This window comes from Snuella lapsa, assembly GCF_039539345.1.
Taxonomy (GTDB): domain Bacteria; phylum Bacteroidota; class Bacteroidia; order Flavobacteriales; family Flavobacteriaceae; genus Snuella; species Snuella lapsa.
The window spans coordinates 65,898-91,691 of record NZ_BAABCY010000036.1 but is presented as its reverse complement, the minus strand read 5'-3'; the positions used below and the strand labels follow the sequence as shown (position 1 = coordinate 91,691).

General features: G+C 35.1%; 23 protein-coding genes. 20 read left to right on the top strand and 3 right to left on the bottom strand.

The features are described 5' to 3' along the window. The first annotated feature begins 67 nt into the window (after window positions 1–67). The 3 genes from mnmG (at window position 68) to ABD792_RS08100 (ending at window position 3,587) form a co-directional block, all read left to right on the top strand. Window positions 68–1,939, top strand: coding sequence for a tRNA uridine-5-carboxymethylaminomethyl(34) synthesis enzyme MnmG (gene mnmG / locus ABD792_RS08110; protein ID WP_345005386.1), 1,872 nt, complete (start codon window positions 68–70; stop codon window positions 1,937–1,939). A 53-nt stretch (window positions 1,940–1,992) separates the two neighbouring features. Then, a complete protein-coding gene (locus tag ABD792_RS08105) occupies window positions 1,993–2,850 on the top strand; it encodes a class I SAM-dependent methyltransferase (RefSeq protein ID WP_345005385.1) in 858 nt (285 codons plus the stop codon). A 221-nt stretch (window positions 2,851–3,071) separates the two neighbouring features. Then, window positions 3,072–3,587: an OmpH/Skp family outer membrane protein gene (locus tag ABD792_RS08100; RefSeq protein ID WP_345005384.1), complete on the top strand. Its 516-nt coding sequence runs from the start codon at window positions 3,072–3,074 to the stop codon at window positions 3,585–3,587. A gap of 166 nt (window positions 3,588–3,753) precedes the next feature. Here ABD792_RS08100 and ABD792_RS08095 read toward each other — a convergent pair whose 3' ends face one another. Further along, window positions 3,754–4,143, bottom strand: a complete 390-nt coding sequence (locus ABD792_RS08095) for a DUF6438 domain-containing protein (RefSeq protein WP_345005383.1) — start codon at window positions 4,141–4,143, stop codon at window positions 3,754–3,756. Between the two features lie 324 nt (window positions 4,144–4,467). Here ABD792_RS08095 and ABD792_RS08090 point away from each other — a divergent pair, with 324 nt between their 5' ends. The 3 genes from ABD792_RS08090 to ABD792_RS08080 all read left to right on the top strand — a co-directional run bounded on the left by ABD792_RS08090 (window position 4,468) and on the right by ABD792_RS08080 (window position 8,604). After that, window positions 4,468–4,980 (top strand): RNA polymerase sigma factor, encoded by a 513-nt coding sequence (locus tag ABD792_RS08090; RefSeq protein WP_345005382.1) that lies wholly within the window; start codon window positions 4,468–4,470, stop codon window positions 4,978–4,980. Window positions 4,981–5,245: 265 nt separating this feature from the next. Beyond that, window positions 5,246–6,184: a FecR family protein gene (locus ABD792_RS08085; protein WP_345005381.1), complete on the top strand. Its 939-nt coding sequence runs from the start codon at window positions 5,246–5,248 to the stop codon at window positions 6,182–6,184. A 65-nt stretch (window positions 6,185–6,249) separates the two neighbouring features. Beyond that, on the top strand, window positions 6,250–8,604 hold the full coding sequence (locus tag ABD792_RS08080; RefSeq protein ID WP_345005380.1) for a TonB-dependent receptor plug domain-containing protein: 2,355 nt from the start codon (window positions 6,250–6,252) through the stop codon (window positions 8,602–8,604). 15 nt (window positions 8,605–8,619) lie between these two features. Here the strand turns inward: ABD792_RS08080 and ABD792_RS08075 are convergent, their stop codons facing one another. Beyond that, a complete protein-coding gene (locus tag ABD792_RS08075; protein WP_345005379.1) occupies window positions 8,620–9,774 on the bottom strand; it encodes a DNA polymerase III subunit in 1,155 nt (384 codons plus the stop codon). 161 nt (window positions 9,775–9,935) lie between these two features. Here ABD792_RS08075 and ABD792_RS08070 point away from each other — a divergent pair, with 161 nt between their 5' ends. The 4 genes from ABD792_RS08070 to ABD792_RS08055 all read left to right on the top strand — a co-directional run bounded on the left by ABD792_RS08070 (window position 9,936) and on the right by ABD792_RS08055 (window position 14,879). Next, window positions 9,936–10,784: a T9SS type A sorting domain-containing protein gene (locus ABD792_RS08070; protein WP_345005378.1), complete on the top strand. Its 849-nt coding sequence runs from the start codon at window positions 9,936–9,938 to the stop codon at window positions 10,782–10,784. A gap of 285 nt (window positions 10,785–11,069) precedes the next feature. After that, window positions 11,070–12,257 (top strand): phosphoglycerate kinase, encoded by a 1,188-nt coding sequence (locus ABD792_RS08065; RefSeq protein WP_345005377.1) that lies wholly within the window; start codon window positions 11,070–11,072, stop codon window positions 12,255–12,257. A gap of 79 nt (window positions 12,258–12,336) precedes the next feature. Next, on the top strand, window positions 12,337–13,878 hold the full coding sequence (locus ABD792_RS08060) for a LysM peptidoglycan-binding domain-containing protein (protein WP_345005376.1): 1,542 nt from the start codon (window positions 12,337–12,339) through the stop codon (window positions 13,876–13,878). Between the two features lie 23 nt (window positions 13,879–13,901). Beyond that, window positions 13,902–14,879, top strand: coding sequence for a DUF4837 family protein (locus tag ABD792_RS08055; protein WP_345005375.1), 978 nt, complete (start codon window positions 13,902–13,904; stop codon window positions 14,877–14,879). A 341-nt stretch (window positions 14,880–15,220) separates the two neighbouring features. Here ABD792_RS08055 and tatA read toward each other — a convergent pair whose 3' ends face one another. Further along, the gene (gene tatA / locus ABD792_RS08050) at window positions 15,221–15,415 is read right to left on the bottom strand and encodes a twin-arginine translocase TatA/TatE family subunit (protein WP_199115233.1); all 195 of its coding nucleotides are present in this window, start codon (window positions 15,413–15,415) and stop codon (window positions 15,221–15,223) included. 118 nt (window positions 15,416–15,533) lie between these two features. Here tatA and ABD792_RS08045 point away from each other — a divergent pair, with 118 nt between their 5' ends. The 10 genes from ABD792_RS08045 (at window position 15,534) to rfbC (ending at window position 25,761) form a co-directional block, all read left to right on the top strand. Further along, window positions 15,534–16,403 carry a M23 family metallopeptidase gene (locus ABD792_RS08045; RefSeq protein ID WP_345005374.1) on the top strand — a complete coding sequence of 290 codons (870 nt, stop codon included), beginning with the start codon at window positions 15,534–15,536 and terminating at the stop codon, window positions 16,401–16,403. A 210-nt stretch (window positions 16,404–16,613) separates the two neighbouring features. Beyond that, on the top strand, window positions 16,614–17,705 hold the full coding sequence (locus tag ABD792_RS08040) for a hypothetical protein (RefSeq protein WP_345005373.1): 1,092 nt from the start codon (window positions 16,614–16,616) through the stop codon (window positions 17,703–17,705). A 40-nt stretch (window positions 17,706–17,745) separates the two neighbouring features. Beyond that, window positions 17,746–19,239: a GH3 auxin-responsive promoter family protein gene (locus ABD792_RS08035; protein ID WP_345005372.1), complete on the top strand. Its 1,494-nt coding sequence runs from the start codon at window positions 17,746–17,748 to the stop codon at window positions 19,237–19,239. Window positions 19,240–19,278: 39 nt separating this feature from the next. After that, complete coding sequence (locus ABD792_RS08030) at window positions 19,279–20,967, top strand: DUF6909 family protein (RefSeq protein WP_345005371.1); 1,689 nt, start codon at window positions 19,279–19,281, stop codon at window positions 20,965–20,967. Between the two features lie 12 nt (window positions 20,968–20,979). Beyond that, window positions 20,980–22,056, top strand: coding sequence for a hypothetical protein (locus ABD792_RS08025; RefSeq protein WP_345005370.1), 1,077 nt, complete (start codon window positions 20,980–20,982; stop codon window positions 22,054–22,056). Between the two features lie 5 nt (window positions 22,057–22,061). After that, entirely contained in the window at window positions 22,062–23,099 is a 1,038-nt protein-coding gene (rfbB, locus tag ABD792_RS08020; protein ID WP_345005369.1) for a dTDP-glucose 4,6-dehydratase, read from the top strand. 167 nt (window positions 23,100–23,266) lie between these two features. Next, the gene (locus ABD792_RS08015) at window positions 23,267–23,557 is read left to right on the top strand and encodes a GIY-YIG nuclease family protein (protein ID WP_425568131.1); all 291 of its coding nucleotides are present in this window, start codon (window positions 23,267–23,269) and stop codon (window positions 23,555–23,557) included. A gap of 76 nt (window positions 23,558–23,633) precedes the next feature. Further along, window positions 23,634–24,497 carry a glucose-1-phosphate thymidylyltransferase RfbA gene (rfbA, locus tag ABD792_RS08010; protein WP_345005368.1) on the top strand — a complete coding sequence of 288 codons (864 nt, stop codon included), beginning with the start codon at window positions 23,634–23,636 and terminating at the stop codon, window positions 24,495–24,497. A gap of 388 nt (window positions 24,498–24,885) precedes the next feature. Beyond that, window positions 24,886–25,182, top strand: coding sequence for a four helix bundle protein (locus ABD792_RS08005; RefSeq protein ID WP_345005367.1), 297 nt, complete (start codon window positions 24,886–24,888; stop codon window positions 25,180–25,182). A 33-nt stretch (window positions 25,183–25,215) separates the two neighbouring features. Then, window positions 25,216–25,761 carry a dTDP-4-dehydrorhamnose 3,5-epimerase gene (rfbC, locus tag ABD792_RS08000; protein WP_345005366.1) on the top strand — a complete coding sequence of 182 codons (546 nt, stop codon included), beginning with the start codon at window positions 25,216–25,218 and terminating at the stop codon, window positions 25,759–25,761. Window positions 25,762–25,794: the final 33 nt, after the last annotated feature.

The window sequence follows — 25,794 nt, the reverse complement described above, 5'->3', positions numbered from 1 at the left end:
TCCACGTGGAACAATGTGAATGTATTTTAGAAGATGATGTTTTTGGAGAATGTAAAAGAGTGTAATTATGTTTAACGAGGTTTATGATGTTATAGTAGTTGGAGCTGGTCACGCGGGAAGTGAGGCTGCTGCTGCTGCTGCCAATATGGGTAGTAAAACTTTGCTTATTACCATGAATCTGCAAAATATTGCTCAAATGTCTTGTAATCCGGCAATGGGTGGTATTGCCAAAGGACAAATCGTTCGTGAGATTGATGCTTTGGGAGGTTATAGCGGCATTGTTTCCGATACATCAGCGATCCAGTTTAAAATGCTTAATAAATCTAAAGGGCCTGCCATGTGGAGCCCAAGGGTACAGAGCGATAGAATGCGTTTTGCAGAGGACTGGAGGTTGATGCTGGAGAAAACGCCTAATCTGGATTTGTATCAAGAAATGGTTTCTGGCTTATTAATAGAAAAAGATTCTGTGGTTGGTGTAAAAACTTCTTTGGGAGTGGAGGTACGTTCCAAGTCGGTTGTTTTAACCAATGGTACTTTTTTAAATGGATTAATCCATATTGGAGAAAAGAGTTTTGGAGGCGGTAGAGCTGGCGAAAAACAGGCTACGGGAATCACAGAACAACTGGTGGATTTGGGTTTTGATTCAGGAAGAATGAAAACAGGAACACCTCCAAGAGTTGATGGGCGCTCTTTGGATTTTTCTAAAATGATAGAGCAACCTGGCGATGAAAATCCTGATAAGTTTTCTTATTTGGATATTACAAAAGCCTTAACAAAGCAACGGTCTTGTCATATGACATATACAAGTGAGGTTGTTCATGATTTGTTACGCGAAGGCTTTGATAGGTCGCCAATGTTTAATGGTAGAATTAAAAGTTTAGGGCCTAGGTATTGCCCGTCCATAGAAGATAAGATTAATCGATTTGCAGATAAAGATAGGCATCAATTATTTGTAGAACCAGAGGGTTGGAGTACTGTCGAGGTATACGTTAATGGCTTTTCAACTTCGCTGCCAGAGGATGTTCAATTTAAGGCCTTGCGCTCTGTGGTAGGTTTTGAGAATGTTAAGTTTTTTAGGCCTGGTTATGCAATAGAATATGATTATTTTCCACCAACACAGCTTAAGCATACGCTAGAGACAAAGTTAATTAATGGTTTGTATTTTGCTGGACAGATAAATGGCACGACTGGTTATGAAGAAGCAGCTTCTCAGGGTCTAATGGCTGGTATCAATGCCAGTTTAAGGGTGCAGGAACGTGAAGCTTTTACGTTAAAACGAGATGAGGCGTACATAGGTGTTCTTATAGATGATTTAATTACAAAAGGAACTGAAGAGCCTTATAGAATGTTTACCTCAAGGGCTGAGTATAGGACGTTGCTTAGGCAGGACAATGCAGATTTTAGGCTAACGCCTAAATCGTATGAGTTAGGTTTGGCTTCGGAGAAACGTATGAGAAGGATGGAGGGAAAGCAAGTTAAGGCAGATGGTTTTGTGTCGTTTTTTAAACAAACAAGTGTCAAGCCCGAAGAGGCGAATCCTGTTTTGGAGGCTAAAGGTTCTGCACCAGTTAAACAGTCAGATAAGATGTTTAAAATATATTCAAGGCCAAATATCACGATTGAAGATGTTAGAAAATTTAATGCGGTTGAAGAATATATTTTAGAGCACGAACTAGATGATGAAGTTATTAAGCAAGCTGAAATTCAAGTTAAATATTCTGGTTATATAGCAAAGGAAAAGAATAATGCCGACAAATTAAGTAGATTGGAATATGTGAAGATTCCTGAGAATTTCGATTATTCTAAAATAAAGTCTATGAGTTTTGAGGCACGCGAAAAGCTTAAAAAAATACAGCCAACCACAGTGTCTCAAGCATCGCGAATTAGCGGTGTTTCTCCCAACGATATTTCTGTGTTATTGGTGTACATGGGGCGTTAATTTGTGTGTTTATCTGGTATGTTCCACGTGGAACATGGTGTAAAATGTATTCAATGGCTAAGGTGAAAACGTATTTAAAAGTAAAAGATTATTCTGTTTCTGGAGAAGAATTTGACTTGGTTTTTAATTCAGAATTTAATTTTCTCGAAACATTTCCGAGGCCTTCTGAAGATAAGTTGCCAGATTATTACAACAGCGAAGATTACATTTCACATACCGATACAAAACGAAATGTCTTTGAAAAAGCATATCATTTTGTCCGAAAAATGGCTTTGAAGCATAAGTTGGATTTAATCAATTCATTTGATTTAAAGGATAAGAAACTTTTAGATGTAGGTTGTGGTACGGGCGATTTTTTAAAAGTTGCTAAAGATGGTGATTGGGAGGTGTTTGGTGTTGAACCAAATGAAAAGGCTCGAGCAATAGCTAATCAAAAAACAGAAAACGCTACTTTTGAAACGGAGCAACTTTTAAAATTTAAAGAGTCTAGTTTCGATGTTATTTCACTTTGGCATGTTTTAGAACACTTACCTAATTTACAAGAACAATTAAATTTGTTTAAAAAAATATTAAAGCCGGACGGTGTGTTGATAATTGCAGTGCCAAATTATAATAGTTATGATGCAAACTATTACAAAAAACATTGGGCAGCATATGATGTGCCAAGGCATCTTTGGCACTTTTCAAAAACATCAATTTCAAAATTGATGGAAAAACAAAACATGAAGGTTGATAAAATAAAACCAATGTGGTTTGACGCGTTTTATGTAAGCTTACTTTCTGAAAAATATAAAACAGGAAAAATGAATCCGATCAAAGCTTTTTGTGTTGCGAGCCTATCAAATCTTAAAGCCTTGCGAACAAAGGAGTGTTCTTCTTTGATCTATGTCGTAAAAAACAGGGAAAATTAATTTAAAAAGGGTTTTGAGCCTTAAAATCTTTTTAAATGAGCAAATACCTTGTGTTTTTTAGAAAAGCTCTTAGATCGCTTTATTTGAGTTTGTTTTTAATAACTGTTTTCTATTAGAGTCTGTTTTTTAAATAGTTTTTGATTATGTGTGTGAAACTGAATTATTTTTGCTTCAAATTATATTTTACTTTGCTACTTTTGTCCGAATCAAAAAATAAAAAAATGAAATATATATTTTATGCAGTGGCAACTTTATTTGTTTTGACTTCATGTCAGCAGCCACAAAAAATTGGTTATGTGAATAACAGTATCGTTGTGAACGATTTTCAAAAGAAAAAAGATTTAGAAGAAAAGTTTAAAGGAAAAGATGAAGCTTTTCAAAAAAGAGCAGATAGTATTGGTAAGGCATTTCAATTAGAAATACAGGAAACACAATTAAAAGCTCAAAAGTCATCCCAAAAGAAAGCACAAGAACTAATGACTGGATTGCAACAAAAACAACAGTTGTTACAACAGCAAATGCAGTTTGAACAACAACAGTTGCAGCAAGCATTTCAATCAGAAATTGACTCTATAATAATTAAAGTCAAAGATTTTGTTAAAAATTATGGTAAAACGAATGGGTATACATACATCCTAGGAACTAGCGATGCTGCCGCTACAGTTTTATATGGAACAGAAGAAAATGATTTAACACAGATTATTTTAGATGCTCTAAACGAAGAATATAAAAAGTAATAGACTTTACTAAATTTTAAAAAGCATTTTAAACCCTTTTGAATGAATTCAAAAGGGTTTTTGTTGAGATAATAGCAATAAAAAAACTCCTGCCAAGTAGTTAGCAGGAGTTAACAATAAAAGTTAGAACCCTCATTCTCTTTTATCTGTTGTTTAAGATTTTTAATTACATATTTTCAGCGATATATTCTAACACCTTATTTATTTCATATAAGCTTCTTTTGGTTTTAGAAGCTTGGAAAACTATTTTTTTATTTGGTGTTTTGAGGATGCTTAGGGCTTTGTCACGACCTTTAGCTTCTCCTATATCTTCTGGCCTTATGTTGCTTAAGCAAGCTTTTAATTTTTCTATTGTTTCCAATGGAATCGATCCATTGTAAGTACCAATCTTTTCTACATTGTCAATACCATGGTATATTACGTGCCCGTTTTCAAACAACCATAAGTCAAAAACAGGACTTCCGTTTAAGGATTTTCCCTTAGATAGTTTTATAAAAGCCTCGCTAAGCTTAGGAAGCTCTTTATGGTTATTTTTAAAATACGATGCCAAGTTCATTGGGACTTGTCTTTTCTTTTACACTAATTTTTTTAAAAGTTTGCCGATTTGCGTCAAAGGCTTACTGATTGGGGGCATGCTTTGGCGCAAATTAGCTAACTCAACCTTTTCAGATTATTAATCTGACATAACAACACATAACATTATTAGGTCGTTCAATACAAAGTGTAGGTAGATTAAAATGGGGCTTGGGGCGAAATCGGGAGCATTATTGGGGCGGCAATGTCCCGATTATATGTATATAACAGTTATAAAAGGAATCACCCTACTTTTTTATTTAATTTTTTTAAATTTGGCAGCGAAGCCCACTTGTATTTAGTATTTATGAATAGCGATACCCAATCTGTATGTAAGGAAGAAACCTACGAATTCCTTTTTAATGCGCACGCCAAAACATTACATAATTTTGTATACTACAAATGTGGAGATACAGAACAGGCAGAAGACATTGTTCAAGAAGCGTTTATAAAACTTTGGGATAATTGTGCTAAGGTAATATTCGGAAAGGCTAAATCGTATTTGTTTACTGTAGCCAGAAACCTTTTTTATAATGAGGTAGCACACAAAAAAATAGTTCTTGAACATCAAGCCCTATCTGTAAATAGTAGCACAAATGAAACACCTGAATTTTTGCTGGAGGAAAAAGAGTTCATGAAAAAACTCAAGGCGGTCATCGCTAACTTACCCGAAAAACAACGTGAGGTTTTTTTGCTAAGCAGGATAGATAAGAAGAAGTATTCTGAGATTTCAGAAATAGTTGGTGTCTCGGTAAAAGCTGTAGAAAAGCGCATGAGCCAAGCTTTAGTTACCTTACGAGAGCAATTAGGGGATATATAAATATACTTCCAGAAGGAAAGCCTTCAAGGGAGGTGTTGAAACATTTTGATTTCTAAATCAACTTTTAGGGTGTCAAATTTCGATTATCGATTAAAATGAATAATAGGTAGGAAATTTTTGTTTGTTCGATATCTAAATCGTGTATTTGGTATGTTGCAAAATGAGGAAATTTAATTAGAAGTAGTATTAAGATTCTTAAATATGTACATATTAAAGTAGGGTAAAACTCTAATCAACTGTTTTACAAGTATAATAACATTACTATATGAAGGCATTTAATAAAGATGATTCCTTTTTAGCAAGATGGATTTCGGGAGAATTATCTACAGAAGAGCTTGAGGCCTTTAAAAGGACCAAAGAGTATTCGCTTTTTAATAAAATTTACCAAGCTTCTACAAAGCTCAAAGCTCCTGAATTTGACGCGCAGTCCAATTTTATAAAATTGAGTAAACGAAACATAATAAAGACAAGAACTTTAGTTTCACGAAAACGTAAGATTATTCTTAATTCTATTTATGCGGCTGCGGCTACAATTATTTTGGCCTTTGGTATATTTTATTTTTTAAATACGGGTACGCAATTTAGAACAGGTTTTAGTGAGCAGCTAGCTATTGTGCTTCCAGATGATTCTAGGGTGCAGTTAAATGCCAATTCGCAATTGGATTTTAAAAAGAGAAATTGGGATGACAATAGATTATTGAACCTTAAGGGAGAAGCCTTTTTTGATGTGGAAAAAGGAGCCAGCTTTAAAGTCCTTACAAAAGAAGGGATTGTTGAAGTTTTAGGAACCGAGTTTAATGTTATTGCAAGAAATGGTTATTTTGAAGTGCAATGTAAAGAAGGCAAGGTAAAAGTAACGTGTGCCTTATTACAAAAAGAAACGGTCTTATTGCCAGGAAAAGCGCTTCGTCTAGTTGGTGATGTATTGGAAACATGGAATTTCAATGTAACCGATCCTTCATGGACGATAGGAGAAAGTACATTTAATAATGCCCCAATTTCACAAGTTTTAATCGCACTGGAAAACCAATATAATATAACTTGCGATATTGCTAATATCAATTTAAATAAGCGTTTTACAGGAGGCTTTCCTCATAATAATTTGAAATTGGCTTTAAAAATGGTTACTACACCAATGGAATATTCATATACCTTTAATGAATCTAAAGGCATTATAGTCCTTAATTCAAATAACAAAGACTAGATTTTATATTTGTTTGTAATATTATCTTAAATTTAAGGTGTTATTTGAATGAACTAATGGACTAAATGAAATATAAACTAGCAATTTCCTTACTATTTGTTACGTTTTTTGGACTGTCTCAAGAAAAGGCAACAGTAAATTATTCCAATACTGCTTTAAATACTGTTTTTGCCGATTTAGAATCGAAGTTTAATATTAAATTTTCTTATAATTCAGAAATAACAAACGATCAATTTATTAACCTGGATATTGAAGATGCTACGTTGCTTGAGATACTATTTGCCATAGAAGCACAAGTAAATATTCGTTTTAAAAAAGAATCGGAGCGGTATTATATTGTAAAGAAGATTAAAAAGCGAAGCTTAACAGATACACAACATTTACAGCAGGTTTATATTAAAGAGTATTTAACTACCGGTATAAGTAAAGAAAATGACGATACATCAGTTTCTTTATCCCCAGAAAGACTAGGCATATTACCAGGTTTAACAGAGCCAGATGTTTTGCAAAGCATTCAGTTGTTGCCAGGCGTGCAAAGCCCAACCGAAACAGCTTCTGGTTTATTTATACGAGGCGGCACACCAGATCAGAATCTAGTGCTTTGGGACGGTATTAAAATGTACTATTCAGGACATTTTTTTGGAACGATTTCGGCATTAAACCCTTATATTACAGAGGAGGTTAAATTGTATAAAAATGGAACGAAAGCACGTTATGGAAATAGGATATCGGGTGTGGTAGATATTACCTCAGATAACGAAATTCCAAAGAAAGTAGAAGGAGGAGCTGGGTTTAATATGACACATGCCGACGCGTATTTAAAAGTACCAGTAGGTGAAAAAACGGCAGTAATGGTATCTGCCAGACGGTCTTTTACCGATATTATTGATACAAAAACATTTAGGAATTTATCTAAGCGCGTGTTTCAAGAAACCAAAATATCTGAGGGGAATAAAGTGTTTGAAGATGATGAAGTAACAACAACTAAAGATTTGTTTTATTTTACGGATTTTACGGTTAAGGCTATTGCTAAACCCAATGAAAACAATACCATTTTAATAAGTAATTTATTTACCAAGAATAAATTGGATTATGGATTTTTAATAGAGGAATACGGTGAAGCTTCTAGAGATCAACTGGATATAAAAAACCAAGGTTCAAGTATAAAGTGGAATCATAACTACAATAAAGCTTTTTCGCAATCTGTTAGTGCATATTATTCTAATTTTGATTTGGAATACATAGGGAGTAACAGCATTACAGATGAATTTAACGATCGATTGGATAAACAAAATAGAATTGATGATCTAGGTTTGGAGTTCGATACCAATTGGCATGTTAATAAGGCCACTACACTTGGTTTTGGTTATCAGTTTGCTTCAAACAAAGTTAAGTATGCATTAGGATTTCAAGATAGCGAAGAGCCCGAGAGTAATTTTAACGAGTCAAATCTTGAAACCAATAATAGCCATGTTGTTTATGCCGATTACAAATTTAAAAAATCCAATAAATGGATGTTAAATGTTGGACTAAGGGCGAATCACTTTTCTGTATTGAATGAGTTATTTGTTGAACCTCGATTTCAAATAGAAACAAAACTATTCAACAATTTAAAATTTAAGGTTTCAGGAGAAAGCTTGCACCAATCGGTAAGTCAAGTTGTTGAGTTTAACACTCAAGAGTTTGGTTTGGAAAACCAAATTTGGGTACTGTCAGACGGTAAGGGTATACCAGTATTAGAGAGCATGCAATTTACATCGGGTTTTGTTTTCAATAAAAATGGATGGCATATTGACGTTGAGGGCTATTATAAAAAGATAAAAGGTCTGACCTCATTTACGTTAGGCTTTGATAATATTGATGATTTTTTCTCAAAAGGAAGAAGCAAGGTGTTGGGCATGGATGTATTGTTAAAGAAGAAAATTCAAGATTACAGAACGTGGCTAAGTTATTCTTTAATGGATAACGATTTCACTTTTAGTAACATTAATAATGGAAATGCTTTTTCTGGAAATGCCGATATAACACACCATTTTACTTGGTCCCATACCTATGAATGGGAGAATGTTGACGTCTCTTTAGGTTGGAACATAAGAACAGGAATTCCCTACACCGAAGCTAAAGGACTTAAGGACACGCCAGATGGAACAGTTATAGATTTTGAAGAAACCAATGCTGCCCGATTGCCAAACTACCACCGACTTGATATATCGACCACTTATAAGTTTAATATGTCCAAAAGAGACACATGGAAAGGTAAAATAGGTGTTTCTATATTGAATGTTTATAATCAAAAGAATATTTTGAGCAGAAAATATGAGAAACGTCAAAGTAATACCGACAACGGTCAAGTACTTCGGGAAATTAATAAAACGTCGGTTGGGTTAACACCAAATCTTGTTTTTAGAGTTGAATTTTAGGTTATATTCTTTGACCTAAACCGATTTTTTGTGTAGTAAGCGTGTAAGTTTTATGGACAAATCGGTTAAAATAATTTTAGAATTTCCGTTACGCTCAATGTGATAAATAGCATCTTGTAACTCTTGATTGATTTCTAAAATATTATTGTTATGAACAAAAGGCGCAAAATTCTCCAGTTTGAACTTGTCAGTTTTAGTTTCTAAATAAACAAGACCTGTAGCGTTGTAGTTTAGTAAAAGAGCTTGTCTAAAAAAATCTAGGCAAAAGTGTAAAAACTGCTTTTGGGTCTCGCGCCCCGTTTTTGCAATATCCTCACTCCATGAAATAAGATCGTGTATGGCTGTTTTATTGCCTTTGGCCTTAAAAGCACTACGAATCCAGAAAATAAACCAGGTTTCGAATTGCAAGTCTTCAGAGTCTTGATATACTAGATCACAAGCCTTATTAAAATTGCCATTGGCTTGGTGCGCAATCTTTGTTGCAATTGCTTCCTCTAAGGTGTATTTGTCTATTAGGGCTTGTTTTACTGCGTTTTCTGCTAGAGGAGGGAAATGCAGTATTTGGCAACGTGATCTAATCGTGTTAATTATTTGCTCTTCGTCTTCAGCAATGAGGATAAAAATTGTCTTATTGGGAGGTTCCTCAATAAGCTTTAAAAGTTTGTTGGCGCAGGCTGTGTTCATTTTTTCAGCCATCCATATAAGCATGACTTTATAACCACCTTCATAAGATTTTAAGGATAATGACTTTACTATATCCTGAGCCTCGTCGACACCTATTTGACCTTGCTTATTGTCAACACCCAATAATTTGTACCAATCAAATAAATTGCCGTAAGGTTGTTCATTTAGTAATTGTCGCCATTCTTCCATATAGTGGCTCGAAACAGGATGACTCTTAACTTTGTTGCTTGTAGTTACAGGAAAGGCAAAATGTAAGTCAGGATGGGAAAATTTCTTAAACTTTAAATTACATGATTCGTTCCCATTAAGGTTTTCTCCATCACTATTGCTGCATAAAAGGTATTGCACATATGCAATAGCTGTGGGTAAGGTACCACTTCCTTCAGGACCAACAAACAACTGCGCATGTGGAATACGGTTATTCTCAACAGTTTGAATGAGATGGGCCTTTATATGCTCTTGTCCTATAATTTCTGAAAACAACATAGGGCAAATATAACCGAATTCATAAAAGATTACACATTAAGTAATGCATTAAGACTAAAATCCTAGCCGATTATCGAGTATGTAAGGCTTTAGAATGAATTTATTTTAGATTTGAATCCCTCATTAATCTATTCTGTTTTAGTTATTTAAATTAAAATGTTATGAACAAGACTACATTAACCTTATTGTTTCTAGTTGCCAGTTCGTTTATTTTGAAAGCACAGGTTTCAAAACAGGGCTTTGATAATAGTAATAAAGATAGCTGGGGCTACACATCTAATATTCCGTTTTATTCAAAAAACAATGGTACCGATATTTGGGGAAAATTATCCAAAGCCAATGGAAGGATAGATAGGGCTTTTTCCGGAACGACCTATATAGCCGGTCGTGATTTGGACAATGCTTATTCGGAGTCGGTTACAGGCAAAGCCTCACCAGAGCATATCCTTATGTTCGATACTGTTAACCTAGACGGTTTACCAGCAGAAATAACATTTCGAGTACAATACGTTGGTTTAGATTCAGGAGATTATATTCGTTATGAGATTGCTTACGACGATGATACGGAATGGGATACTTACGATTATAAGGAGGATATTTTTAAAACAAACCAAAACGGCAGGTATAATTCTAGAGGTTGGGAAGAAGTTAAGTACAATATCCCATCAGGACATGAGTATGCGCGTATGAGATTGATCGTGTATCAAAATGGAAACGCATATCTGGGTTTTGATGATTTTCAAATTAAAACAGCCACCTTATCTTCAAAATATGATGCCATTGAAGGTTTTTCGTTTGGGCCTAACCCAACAGAAGATATTGTGACGTTTAGGGCAAATGTGGTATTGGATCATGTTGCCGTTTATAATATATTAGGAAGAGAGGTTATTAGAAAAGATGGACATGCAACTAGTATGGATGTAGATTTATCGGCTTTCCCAAAAGGCGTCTATATAGCCAAAATAACTGCAGGAACAATATCCCAAAGTTTAAAAGTAATTAAGAAGTAAGAAGCTATTTAAGCTTAACAATTTTAAGAATCCGAGTAATTTTTATTAAGTTACTCGGATTCTTAATTTATATTTGCAGTTCTAAAGCATTTATTAATAATAATAATGCTTTATATAACATTTAAATGAGCCATAACCATTAGTTGACACCTAAAAGCAAAAGGGGCGACATCTCTTAACAGAGTTAGATGCTTATTGGCAAATTTTATCTTGTACAAACCCTTTGGGTTTTGCATAGGATAAAAGAAAATGGAGCATGACCTATAAAACAATAAATATAAACAGATGAAAACTCTTAGTGACTTTAATTTTGAGAATAAGAAAGCATTGATCCGTGTTGATTTTAATGTGCCGTTAAATGAAAATTTTGAAGTAACCGATGCAACTCGCATTATTTCAGCCAAACCTACTATTGTAAAGATTTTAGAGGATGGGGGAAGCTGTATTTTAATGTCGCACTTAGGACGGCCTAAAGGTGTTCAAGATGAATTTTCATTACGTCACATTGTTGCCAAAGTTGAAGATATATTAGGGGTTGAAGTAAAGTTTGTAGACCAATGTGTTGGTGAAAAGGCTGAAGCCGCAGCAGCAGCATTGCAGCCCGGACAAATTTTGTTATTAGAGAATTTAAGATTTCATAAGGAAGAAACAGCTGGCGATAAGGATTTTGCCAAACAACTTTCTAAGCTAGGAGATATTTATGTTAACGATGCATTTGGAACGGCACATAGAGCGCATGCTTCAACAACTATAGTGGCCCAATTTTTTCCTGAATATAAATGTTTTGGAAATTTATTGGCACAAGAAATAGAGAGTATCAATAAAGTGATGGAAACAGGAGAAAAACCAGTTTTGGCTATTTTAGGAGGCGCTAAAGTGTCGTCGAAGATTACAATTATAGAAAATATTCTTGATAAAGTAGATCATTTAATTATTGGAGGAGGTATGTCCTTTACATTTATTAAAGCACAAGGAGGGTCAATAGGGAATTCTATATGTGAAGACGATAAAATGGAGCTTGCTTTAGATATATTAAAACAAGCCGAAGCTAAGAACGTACAAGTACATATTCCTGTAGATGTGATTGCTGCCGATGCTTTTAGTAATGATGCTAATACCCAAGTAGTAGACATTCGTAATATTCCTGAAGGATGGGAAGGCGTAGATGCCGGGCCAAAGTCTAGAGAACAATTCCATGAAGTTGTATTACAATCTAAAACCATCCTTTGGAACGGCCCATTAGGCGTTTTCGAAATGGAAAGCTTTGCAGGGGGAACTATCGAGTTAGGTAACTCCATAGCCGAAGCAACAAAAAATGGTGCTTTCTCGTTAGTAGGTGGAGGTGATTCTGTAGCTGCCGTAAAGCAGTTTGGGTTTGAAAATAAAGTGAGCTATGTAAGTACAGGTGGTGGCGCTATGTTGGAAAGTCTAGAAGGGAAAACATTGCCTGGAATTGCTGCTATTTTGGAATAACAGCCTTTAAGTTTTTTAATTACCATAAAATATACGAATTTAGCCGTATCATCGTTCCTACCTAACCGAAACGACAGATATGGCTAAATTTTTTCTTTCATTATTATTTTTAAGTACATTTTGTGTTGGAACAGCACAAACACAAGATTCTATTCCTCTTCAAAAAAAGGCAGTAGTGGATTCAATAATCGATGGAGATTTAAAAGTTGAAAAACAAATACCGGTACTTCCAGATAGTACGTCAATTAAAGATAGGGCTGACGTTAAAGAGCTTGCTGACTTGGATAAGAAATGGTACGAAGAGATTTATAGTAATACATTATTCGATACAATTTATAAGTCGGTTACAGAGCTAACATACGAGACCGTAGATTATCTGGAGTTGCCAACAGATACCCTAAAGGCAAGATTAAAAGAGTTGGATGCAAAAACACCTTTTAACGTAGCCTATAATCCGTCTTTGGAAAGCGTTATTAAATCCTATTTAAAAAACCGTAGGGAAACATTACAAAAACTGATTACCTTGAGCGCCTTTTATTTTCCATTGTTCGAAAGGGAGTTAGATAATCAAGGTATTCCATTGGAAATAAAATATTTGGCCATAGTAGAATCGGCATTAAAGCCACGAGCTAAGTCCAGGGTTGGTGCAACCGGTTTATGGCAGTTTATGTTTGCTACAGGTAAAATGTATGACTTAGATGTGAGTAGTTATGTTGATGAGCGTTGCGATCCTATAAAGTCCACAAAAGCAGCTACAGAATACTTGTCAAAATTATATGAGATATTTGGCGATTGGGATTTGGCATTGGCAGCATACAATTCCGGACCAGGCAATGTAACAAAAGCGATTAGAAGGTCTGGGGGCTATCAAAATTATTGGAATATACGACACAACTTGCCTAGGGAAACGGCAGGATATTTACCTGCATTTTTAGCAACGATGTACATTTTTGAATATGCCGAAGCGCACGGATTTAAGCGTATAAAGCCCGAGTTTGCTTATTTTGAAACCGATACAGTAAGGGTAAAACAAATGATAACATTAGATCAGGTCTCCGAAGTAACAGGTACACCTATTGAAGCATTACAGTTTTTAAATCCCTCTTATAAATTGGATATTATTCCCATTATAAAAGGGAAAAATTATGTTTTGAGGCTGCCTAATGAAGTTGTGGGAGCGTTCGTGAATAATGAAAAAGAAATATACGCATTTGCTAAAGCTGAATTTGATAAACGTGAAAAACCTTTGCCACAGTTCTTTAATAATGATAGTAGAATTCGATATAAAGTAAAAGCAGGCGATTATTTGGGGAAAATATCTAGACGCTATGGTGTGCGTGTAAGTCAAATAAAACAATGGAATGGTTTAAGAAGCAATAATTTAAGAATAGGGCAACGATTAACCATATATCCAAGAAAACAGTATGTCCCATCGGCAGCTGTAACAACAAAATCAACACTTACAGGCAATGTAACAATTTATACTGTTAAAGAAGGAGACTCTTTGTGGAGCATTTCTCAAAAATTTTCAGGGGTTTCTGTTCAAAATATTAAAGATTGGAACGATATTAGTGGGACAAAATTAAAACCGGGAATGAAACTTAAAATATCGAAAGGTTAAGTTCCTATTAAACCTAAAATATAATGCGAAATATTTTTATAGCGATATTGGGATTATTGCTTGTTACGTCCTGTCGTGATTCTAAAGTATCAAAGCAAAAAGTACTTTTAGATTCGTCAGGGAATATCAATCAGGTATCTGTTGTTATAGATAACGAGATGTGGAGTGGAAGTTTAGGAGAAGCAATAAGAAAAGTCCTTACAACAACTATTTACGGCTTGCCTCAAGACGAACCTACATTTGTTATCAGTCAAATTCCACCAAGCGTTTTCTCTGGCTTTGTTACTAGAAATAGGACCCTTTTAAAAATAGAGCTTGGGAAAGAAGCTGGGCTAAAAGTAGAAAAGGATATATATGCAAAGCCCCAAAAAGTAATTATTGTTTCAGGACCTACAAAAGAAGCTCTTATCGAGGTTATAGAAACAAATTCCGATAAAATATTAGAAGAGTTTAAAAAAGAAGAATTAAAAGAACTCCAACGGCGCATAGCCAAGGCATTGCATAAGAATAAAGCAATGCAGGAAAAAATGGGAGTGCACCTTAAGTTTCCTTCGGTATTTAGAATAGCAAAAGAGGAAGGCAATTTCTTTTGGATCCGTAAAGATATCACAACAGGAAGCACAAATTTGTTGGTTTACGAATTGCCTTATAATGCGATAAAGCGAAACGATAGTATTATTAATCAAATTATAAAAACCAGGGACTCCATAGGCAAAGCGCATGTACATGGAACTTTAGATGGCACATATATGGTTACAGAAAATGCGTACACCCCTTTCCATGCCAAAATAGTTTTAGATAACAAACCCGCTTTAGAAACTAAAGGATTATGGGATTTAAAAGGAGGCTTTATGGCTGGGCCCTATGTAAACTATGCGATCGAGGACAAGAAAAACAATAGGTGGGTGGTTATAGAAGGTTTTGTATTTGCACCCTCAGTAGATAAACGAAATTATATGTTTGAACTTGATGCCATAATTAAGTCTGTTAAGTTAGATTAAATCTTTTGTTATGCTGCAGGTCATTAGCATCCAAAACGTTTAAAGCAAGACCGTTTCACTGCCAGACAAAAGATAGCAGACAAATTGAATATCTATGCTTTGGACTTTGCTTTTTTGCATAACATGAAGCCTTTTAAAGAGTTTATCTTTTCGTGAATAAAAGCCTCTTTTAAAAAGACAGAATTTTTTAACTTACTGAAAATAAACCTGTCTAAAATTTCTTAAATCTAAAAGCGTAGCGGTCTTTAGTCAATCTTTCTTATGGCTGTGAGTAGATGTATATAAAACAAAAGCCAGCATGATTTTCATGCTGGCTTTTGTTTTAAACAAGCGAATATTTTTTATTCTTTGTTATCTTCTTTAGATGGTTTCTTGGAACCTTCTTCTTTACTAGCGTCTTTAAATTCTTTAATGCCGCTACCTAAACCACGCATTAATTCCGGTATTTTTTTTCCTCCAAATAATAATAAAACAACAACCACAATTAGTATAATTTGTGGGGCTCCAATCGCTAGTGGTAACGTATATAAACTCATAATGTATTTATTTGATGTCACAAAGTTAATAATTAAAGTTTAATAAACTCGTTTTAAGTGTAACTTTAGCATAAAGAGAAATATGCCTTGCGAGAATTTTATTTAATTTTGTATTCGAATGAAGGAAAAAAAGAAAGTCCAAAAAAGAATAAGGCGAAAGTTGCTGGCTAAATACAGGCTGGTAATACTAAATGAAGACACTTTCGAAGAACGTCTTTCATTTAAGCTTTCGCGCTTAAATGTCTTTGTATTTGCATCATTAATCACTATTTTTTTTATAGTAGCCACCTCTTTATTAATTGCATTTACCCCCCTTAGAGAATATATTCCTGGCTATTCCTCTACAGCTTTAAAAAAGAAAGCCACCGAGTTAAATTATAAAACGGATTCGTTACAGCAAGTTATTACGATGAACGAACGTTATTACGAATCCATAAAAAAGGTATTAAAAGGAGATGTTAGTGCTTTAGATTTTAATAAAGATTCTATCGTTGAGGCGGTAAAACTGGAAATAAGCGAAGTCGATTTAAATCCAATTGTAGAAGATTCGTTGTTAAGGGAAAAGGTCGATAAAGAAGATAAATACAATTTATTTGAGTCGGCAACATCAGCCGCAAATTTTGTATTATTCCCCCCAGTTAAAGGAACTATTAGTGAACCCTATAATTTAGAGGACAAACATTATGCTGTCGATTTGGTAGTAGAGAAAGATACACCAATAAAAGCGACGGCAGATGGTGTGGTTATTTTTTCGGAGTGGACGGCAAGTACAGGGTATGTTATTATTTTAGAGCACAGCTACGGTTTAATATCGGTATATAAACACAATGCATCTTTAACTAAAGAACAAGGCGATTTGGTTAAGGCTGGTGAGGTTATTGCAACTGCTGGTAATACTGGTGAACTGTCTACCGGACCACACCTGCATTTTGAACTGTGGAATGATGGCTATCCAATTAACCCAACCAACTTTATAGATTTTGAATAAGCATGTTAAACATTCAAAAACACGTTTTGGATACAGGTGCCATTGTTAATATCTTAATCAGTAGTTTGTCTCTGAATATATACAAAAAAGCCTTTTCACGTATTTTTTTTATCGCACACCTTGTTTACAAAATGAAAGGAAATATTTATTATATTATAAGATTTTAATATGTAAAAACAAATAACAAACCTAACCAATTTAACCCAAAAAATGAATAGAGAAACACCACAACAATTACCGTCCGAAGAGGTAGACCTTGGACAGTTATTTAAGCTTATAGGAAAAGCTTTTGACCGATTTTACAACTTTATAAAATCTATTTTTAATTCGATTTTATATGTTTTCGTCTTTATTGTAAAAAAGATTATCGACAATTATAAACTTATAGGAATATCTATAGTCACTGCAGCTGTTTTAGGCTTGGGATTAGAGCGAATGTCCAGTAAAGTATATGCCTCAAAAATGTTGGTAAAGCCCTATTTCGAGTCGAAATACCAGCTGGTAACGAACATTGATTATTATAATGCTTTGATTGAAGATAAAAATTACAAGCGCCTTGCTGAAATATTTCAGATTGAAAAAAGAGATGCCGAAACTTTATTGGAATTTGAAATTAACCCAGGACCGGAAACGGAAAACGATCGAATTCTTCAATATGAGAGTTTTATAAAGAAACTAGATAGTGTAAGGCAACAAAATATCCAATTTGATGATTTTATAGAGAATAGAAGTATTTACGGAGGCACATTATTTGAAATTAAGGTAAGGTCTTTAAAAAAGGATCTTTTTAGGTCTCTGGAGACTGGTTTAAATTCAAATTTCACGAATAATTATTCTATAAAAAAAATGAAGAAAAGGGATTCGTTAATAGTTGTAGAAAAAGCACGTATTGGAGAATCCTTAAACCAGATAGATTCCCTTAAAAAGGTTTATATTAAAGTCATGCAAACAGAATCCAATTCTAATACGGGATCTATCACCCTAAAGGATGGAATGTCGCTGGTTCAAGAGCGCGTCAATACTCGTGAATACGAATTGCTATCCAAAGAACTTGAATTAAGAAATGAGTTAACTAAATTATCGGCACAGCAAATAGAAGAAGACACTTATTTTGATAGTGTTTCAAGTTTTCAGGAAATAGGATTCATTGATAAGAACATTTGGAACAGATATTGCTTAATATTTCCACTTTTAACCTTTGTCATTTTAGTGGTTGTGTTTATGTGTAAACAAATAATAGCCTTTGTAAGACGTTATGAAGTTGTTCATTCAGAAACTATTTTAAGGCCACAGGAAATTTAACCTAGAAATCAATATGATTTCATAACTAAAAAATTGATTAATGCTATCATTAAAATCAGCTTTAGCAAAGCCATTTGCAAAACAGATCTATAAGCGCATTCGTAAATGGGCCAATACCCCTGTTGAGACACAAGAACAGGTCTTTCAAGAATTAATAACCAAAGCGGTGTCTACTCAGTTTGGAAAAGATCATGACTTTATAAGTATTAACACTTATGAAGATTTTGTAAGACGTGTGCCTGTTAGAGATTATGAAGGTTTGAAGTCATATGTAGAATTGGTTGTTGAGGGTAAATCAAACGTGCTTTGGCCAGGCAAGCCTCTGTACTTTGCAAAAACATCGGGTACAACTTCTGGGGCAAAATATATTCCGATTACTAAAGAAAGCATGCCCAGTCATGTTGAAGCAGCCAGAAATGCTATTTTGATGTATATTCACGAAACCGGGAATAGCCGCTTTGTGGATGGAAAAATGATTTTTTTACAAGGCAGTCCCATACTTAAAGAACAAAATGGGATTCAGCTTGGACGCCTGTCGGGGATCGTGGCGCATTATGTTCCCAAGTACCTTCAAAAGAACAGGTTGCCCTCTTGGGAAACCAACTGCATAGAAGATTGGGAAACTAAGGTGGACGCTATTGTGGAAGAAACTTTACTAGAAGATATGACGGTAATCTCCGGGATACCGTCTTGGGTGCAGATGTATTTTGAAAAATTACAAAAGAAAACAGGAAAGAAAGTAGGAGAGGTCTTTAAAAACTTTAATTTGTTCATTTTCGGTGGTGTAAACTACGAGCCTTATCGTGCCAAATTTGAAAACCTTATCGGACGCCCAGTCGATAGCATTGAGCTGTATCCTGCCAGTGAAGGATTCTTTGCTTTTCAGGATAAACAAAATGAAAGAGGTATGCTGTTGCAGTTAAATTCTGGTATTTTTTATGAGTTTATAAGGGCAGATGAATTTTACGATGATTCCCCTAAGCGGATTACAATTAAAGATGTGGAGTTGGGTGTTAATTACGTCATGATCATTTCTACCAATGCGGGACTTTGGGCCTATAGTATTGGAGATACCGTAGAGTTTACTTCAATAAAACCTTATCGTGTTATCGTTTCAGGGCGCATCAAGCATTTTATATCCGCTTTTGGAGAGCATGTTATTGGGAAGGAAGTAGAGCAAGCCATTCAGGAAGCTATTATAGATACATCGGTTCGTGTTTCAGAATTTACAGTGGCGCCACAAATAAACCCTCCAACAGGGTTGCCTTATCACGAATGGTTTGTAGAGTTTGAAAATGAACCGGAGGATATACAGGCATTTGCAAAAAAAATTGACGTGTCCCTCCAAAAGCAAAACAGTTATTATTTCGATTTGATACAAGGAAAAGTATTGCAGTCACTTAAAATTACCAAAGTGAAAAAAGATGGTTTTCAAGATTATATGAAATCTGTTGGGAAATTAGGAGGACAAAATAAGGTGCCCCGACTGTCCAACGACAGGAAAATAGTTGATGGTTTTTCGCAGTTAGTTTAAGTGAAATAATGCTATCTTTGCATCCGAAAAAGAAGACAAATGGGCAATCAGGAACATCATGACAGAACACGGGCACAAGAGAGCTCCAGTGCCATTGAAAGGATGTATATAACCATGCGCCATTTGTTTAACAGGGGCTTTTATAAGCCTATGGGGATTTCGGGTGAAACTTTACGAGAGTCTTTATTGCTATTACGTCCTGAAATATATGGTTCTATAGGTGATCAAAAAGCAGAATTAGAGGGGCTTCTTTATGTAATTGATAGATTGCCAAGAGGCATTGAGGAATGTCGGTTCATCAATTTAACAAGTGACGAAGGTTATAGCAAATCACATTTTAAACCCATTATTCCAGAAAAGAGACGCCGTAACTGTTATAGAATTGATGCTGAGCAAATGAATATTGAGATTACCCGGGGGCGCTCGGAGATCTATGATATTCTAACGCATCTTACTTTTTTGTTTGTAGAGTCCCATAAAATAAGTAACCGCGTGCTAATAGATGAGGCAGGAACGACTACGCGTGATTGGAAGAAATTAGAAAAAGTAGTTTTAGATACTAAGAAGCTAACACAAGAGGCAAGAGAAATAGCCATAACACATACCGCCAGTATTTTAGGAAGAACCTTTAATGAAATAAGTGCAGTATATTCGAAATTTGCTACGAAATCTCAGCCCGAACGGTTTCTTCATATTGTATATTGGTTGGGGAAATTAGCCATTGAAGAACAGTTGCATAACGATAAACGTACCGTTATGTTTAGCCCTATGTTGCGGGAGCGTATAGGTCACCACATTCATGGTGAAATTTGGGCGGATGCTATTAAAGATGTACTTTATAAAAAAAGTATATTAAAGCGCCCTATCCACATTATTAGTGCCAATATGCATAGTGTGATGAATACCTTGTTTGCGCCCAATGCATTAAAAACATTGGTTTCCAAGAAAGATGTTTTTGAAGTGTACGAAGCTTTAAGTCATAATGAAAACGGAAACCTTCGGGAAAAGGTGACAAAAGAAGCTTTGCTAAAGGGCATGTGTTATATTGAGGATACGTCTGGAACCAATATCGATGTACAGATTTTTGATTCCAGTATGTTCGATGTTTCCAAAATAGATATTAAAGTAGATGAAACATTGCTAAAATCGGAAAAACCGATTATTTTGGTCATGGATTATGCCTTTGGGGAACAAGCTTATGAAACCATGGACGAGCTTTTAAAACCTTATGAAGTTAATGGTGAAAAGATCCACCTGAATGTAGAATCTATATCCATTATGGGGAAAGCAGGTATTTTAGAAGGTAAAAAGGGTGACATCATGATTCCGTCTGCACATATTTTTGAAGGTACAGCCGATAATTACCCTTTTAAAAATGAACTAAAGAAAGAGGATATCCAGTGTGAAGGCGTGGATGTTTATGAGGGTACTATGATTACCGTTTTGGGAACTTCCTTGCAGAACAGAGATATTTTAAAGTTTTTTTACAATTCTACCTGGAAGGTCATTGGTCTGGAGATGGAAGGTGCACATTACCATAAGGCCATTCAGGCAGCTTCAAAAATTAGAGGAAACATCAGTCCTAGTGTAAAAGTACGTTACGCCTATTATGCCAGTGATAACCCGTTAGAAACAGGAAGTACGCTGGCATCGGGAGGCTTAGGAACTTCAGGAGTTAAACCAACCTATGTGATAACCAGAAATATATTAGAACAAATTTTTAATTAAAAAGAAAGAAGTATGAGTAAAGAGTTGCCGCAACCCCAGCAATCTGAAGAAGTCGATTTGGGACAATTATTTAAACTTATAGGGAATGCATTCGATCGTTTTTTTAAGTTTATAGGTAGGATTTTTAACGCCTTGTTTTTGGGTTTTGTATGGTTGGTGTTTTTTGTTAAAAAACATGCCTTAAAGATTGTTATAGCCACTGTAATTGGTTTTGGATTGGGAATGGCTAAAGAGCAAGTGTCTGCCCCTATTTATAAATCGACTGCCATTGTCAAGCAAAATTATAAAACAGGTGAAAATCTATACAATTTAATAGATTATTACAACAAACTGATTGGAGAAAGGGATTTTACGTCTTTAAGTTCCTCTTTGGGTCTTGAAAATGAAGAAAAACTGGAAAGTATTATTGGGTTTGAGGTGGAATCGGTTGCGACTAAAAATGATGAAATGGTGCGTTTCGATAAGTATAAAAAAAGCTTGGATTCTGTGTTGGCTTCAACCATTACATTCGAAGATTATATTGAGAGTGCCAAGACTTCTGAGAACCCTTTACAACGGATTATCTTAAAAGCTAAATCCAAAAATGTATTTAAGGATGTCATTCCGAATATTATTGAGAGTATTAATAGGACACCCTATTTTGAAGCAGAGAAGAGAAAGGACTCGTTGGAGTTAACACGTCAGGAAAATGCAATTAATGAGGCGTTGTCCAAGTCTGAAGCCCTACAAGGAGTCTACCAAGAAGTATTAAAACAACAAGTTGGGACAGATGCCAGTTCGCAAACTACCATTCGAATAGACAATACCGAAGATAAAAGTGTAACGAAAGAATTCGAACTGTATACGAATGATGTGAGGTTGCGTAGGGAATTGGTGGAGATCCAACGAAAAAAAGAGGATAAATCCAAAATAATAGAGCTTGTATCCAGTCAGGAGAATACAGGTACGGTAGATACGTCGAGTAGGTTATTAGGCTATGATATCAACAAAAAAATAAAATACGCTATTTTATTGGGACTTTTAACATTTGTTTTGCTATTGACAAGAGAATTTGTGAGGTTTTTAGATCGTTTTAAAGATAGAATATAAATGCTATGACGCTTTTAATAACTGGTGGCGCTGGGTTTATAGGATCTCATGTGGTTAGATTGTTTGTAAACACCTATCCTAATCACACTGTTTTTAATCTAGATGCCCTAACCTATGCTGGTAATTTGGAGAACCTCAAAGATGTCGAGCATCAGCAAAACTATAGGTTCATTAAAGGCGATATAACAGATGGAGCCTTTGTCGATAGGCTTTTCAAAGAACAACAATTCGATGCCGTCATTCATTTAGCTGCAGAATCGCATGTCGATCGCTCCATTAGTGACCCATTGGCGTTTGTAAAAACAAATATTATCGGGACAGTAAACTTATTGAATGCCGCTAAAGTCTTATGGGGTGATGATTTTAATGGAAAATTGTTTTATCATATAAGCACAGATGAAGTTTACGGAACATTAGGGGCAACAGGGTTGTTTACTGAAAAGACTTCGTATGATCCCAATTCACCATATTCAGCATCAAAAGCGAGTTCCGATCATTTTGTGAGGGCTTATGGAGAAACCTATGGCTTACCTTATGTGATTTCAAATTGTTCCAATAACTATGGACCCCATCAATTTCCTGAAAAGTTAATTCCGCTGTTCATCAATAATATAGTCAATAATAAACCGCTACCGGTATATGGCGATGGAAATTATACCAGGGATTGGTTGTATGTTATGGATCATGCTAAAGCCATCGATTTGATTTTTCATAAAGGAAAACTTAAAGAAACTTATAATATTGGAGGCTTTAATGAATGGAAGAACATCGATTTGGTAACGTTGTTATGTGAGCAGATGGATTTAAAACTGGGACGCCCTTTGGGAACTTCAAAAGGGCTTATTACTTTTGTAAAAGATCGTCCAGGGCATGATTTGCGATATGCTATCGATGCCTCAAAGATTAAAAAAGAATTAGGGTGGCAACCGTCGGTCTCTTTTGAAGAAGGCTTAAGCAAAACCATTGATTGGTATCTGCAAAATGAGACATGGTTAAACCATGTGACTAGTGGCTCGTATCAGGCGTATTATGAGAAGCAGTAAAAAAGCTATTAGGGGTAGTGATATGGTTAAAAAGTTATATTAGGGGAGATGGTTACATCGTTAAGTCGTTATAAAAACACTAACATTGAAGTAAATCAGATTGTAAAAAGAACTAAAATGTCATCCTGAGCTTGTCGAAGGATATTAAGGCCTTGAAAATTTATTATGTGTATATATTAGAATGTTCAGATGCATCTTATTACATAGGGATAACGTCTAATTTGTCTAAAAGATTATACGAGCATAATAGGGGTGTTGATATTTCATCATATACCTATAGCAGAAAGCCAGTTCAATTAAAGTGGTATGCTGAGTTTACTGATGTTAATTTAGCTATAGAAAAAGAAAAGCAATTAAAAGGTTGGAGTAGAAGAAAAAAGAAGGCATTAATAGATAAAGATTGGGAGAAACTGATTCAGTTTTCAAAAAATTATACTGAATTTGGAAAAGGAGGCTAGTGCTTCGACAGGCTCAGCATGACAGATAATTTAGTGTTGTTTGAGCGTTTTTAGAGTTTAAGTTAAAAGAAAAAAAATGAAAGGAATCATATTAGCCGGAGGCTCCGGAACGCGATTACACCCACTTACTAAAGTAGTGAGTAAACAGCTGATGCCTGTCTATGATAAACCCATGATCTATTATCCGCTAACAACCTTAATGGCTTCCGGGATCAGGGAGATTTTGATCATTTCGACCTCTAAAGACACACCCAGGTTCAAAGAACTTTTGGGAGATGGGAACGATTATGGCTGCCGTTTTGAATATGCCGTTCAGGAACAACCCAATGGGCTGGCAGAAGCCTTTATTATAGGAGAAGATTTTATAGGGAAAGATGATGTTGCTCTTATATTAGGCGATAATATTTTTTACGGTTCTGGATTAGATGAAACGTTACAGGCAAGTATTAAGCCTAACGGAGGTATTATATTTGCTTACCATGTTCAGGATCCGAAGCGTTACGGCGTAGTGGCATTCGATAAAAACAACAAGGTGATCTCTATTGAAGAAAAACCAAAACAACCAAAGTCCAATTATGCGGTGCCCGGTATTTATTTTTATGATAATAGCGTTGTAGAAATTGCTAAGCAAATCCTTCCGAGTTCTCGTGGTGAACTGGAAATAACCGATATCAATAAGGCTTATTTGGATAAAGGAGTGCTTCATGTGCAAATCTTAGACAAAGGAACAGCCTGGCTGGATACAGGAACCTTTAATTCGCTCATGCAGGCGTCTCAGTTTGTGCAGGTTATAGAAGAGCGCCAGGGACAAAAAATTGGCTGTATTGAAGAAGTGGCTTATAAAATGGGGTATATCGATAAGGAAAAGCTAAATGCATTGGCTTTGCCGTTGCTTAAAAGTGGTTATGGGGAATATTTAATGCAGCTGGTTGATGAGTAAAATTTGTGATCAAGTGATGCAGTTATCATGTGATGTAATGGAAGAGTTACTTGGTTATGGAACATAAATTGAAGAGGTTTAAACTTTTGGGTTGAAATGAAAAATATCATCACACTATCACCTGATCACACCATAACAGAAAAAGAACATCACTTGATCACAGCATAACAACATAACAAACAATACGTGACACCAATAAATTCCCATAAGGACTTAAATGTATGGAAAGAAGCCATGAAACGAACATTAAGAAATTTTAAAAATTACTTCACAAAAGGAAATGTTTAAAATTTTTAATGAGAGAACGAGTGTAAGGAGTGGTTGCACACGTTCTTAATTTTATAATTACAATAAAATCAATTAATTACTAAAATTTAAACGTGTGAAAATGGTTACGGAAATTTATGTAATCACAAAAACCTTTCCCAAAGAAGAACAATTTTCATTAGTAAGTCAAATGCGACGTGCTGCGGTGTCTATTCCTTCTAATATAGCAGAAGGAGCAGCTAGAAGGGGTAACAAAGAATTTAAGCAGTTCTTATATATTGCATTAGGATCTTTAGCAGAGTTAGAAACCCAACTGATGATAGCCGAAAATTTTAATTATATTGATAGTCAAAAAGAAACTTCGGAAGCATTGATTTATATAAGGCGAATGCGCTCCAAATTAATTAAAAGTTTGTAAAATTGCATAACAGCATAACAGCATAACAATACAATGACCATAACCCCAACACCTTTAAAAGACTGTTATATCATACAACCCCAAATATTTGAGGATGAACGCGGTTATTTTTTTGAAAGTTTTAATCAGCGTGATTTTGAAGAACAAACGGGAATTAGGGTTGATTTTGTACAAGATAATCAATCCCAGTCTTCGAAGGGTGTTTTAAGAGGCTTACATTTTCAAAAAGGGGCATTTGCCCAAGCTAAACTGGTGCGTGTCGTAAAAGGAAAGGTTTTGGATGTTTGTGTGGATATTAGAAAAGGATCACCAACTTTCGGTCAACACTTTTCCGTGGTTTTAGATGCTATTGAACATAAGCAGCTCTATATCCCAAGAGGCTTTGCACACGGCTTTTTGGTATTGGAAAACGATACGATCTTCACTTATAAATGTGACAATTATTACAACAGCGCTTCAGAATCCGGTATTATATTTAATGATAGAACCCTGAATATTGATTGGGGGATGCCTGATTCGCAGTTAATTATTTCAGAAAAAGATCAAAACTTACCATTATTTGACACATTGTATATGTAATCATCTAAATTTGTGTGGTCATCAAAACGCTGA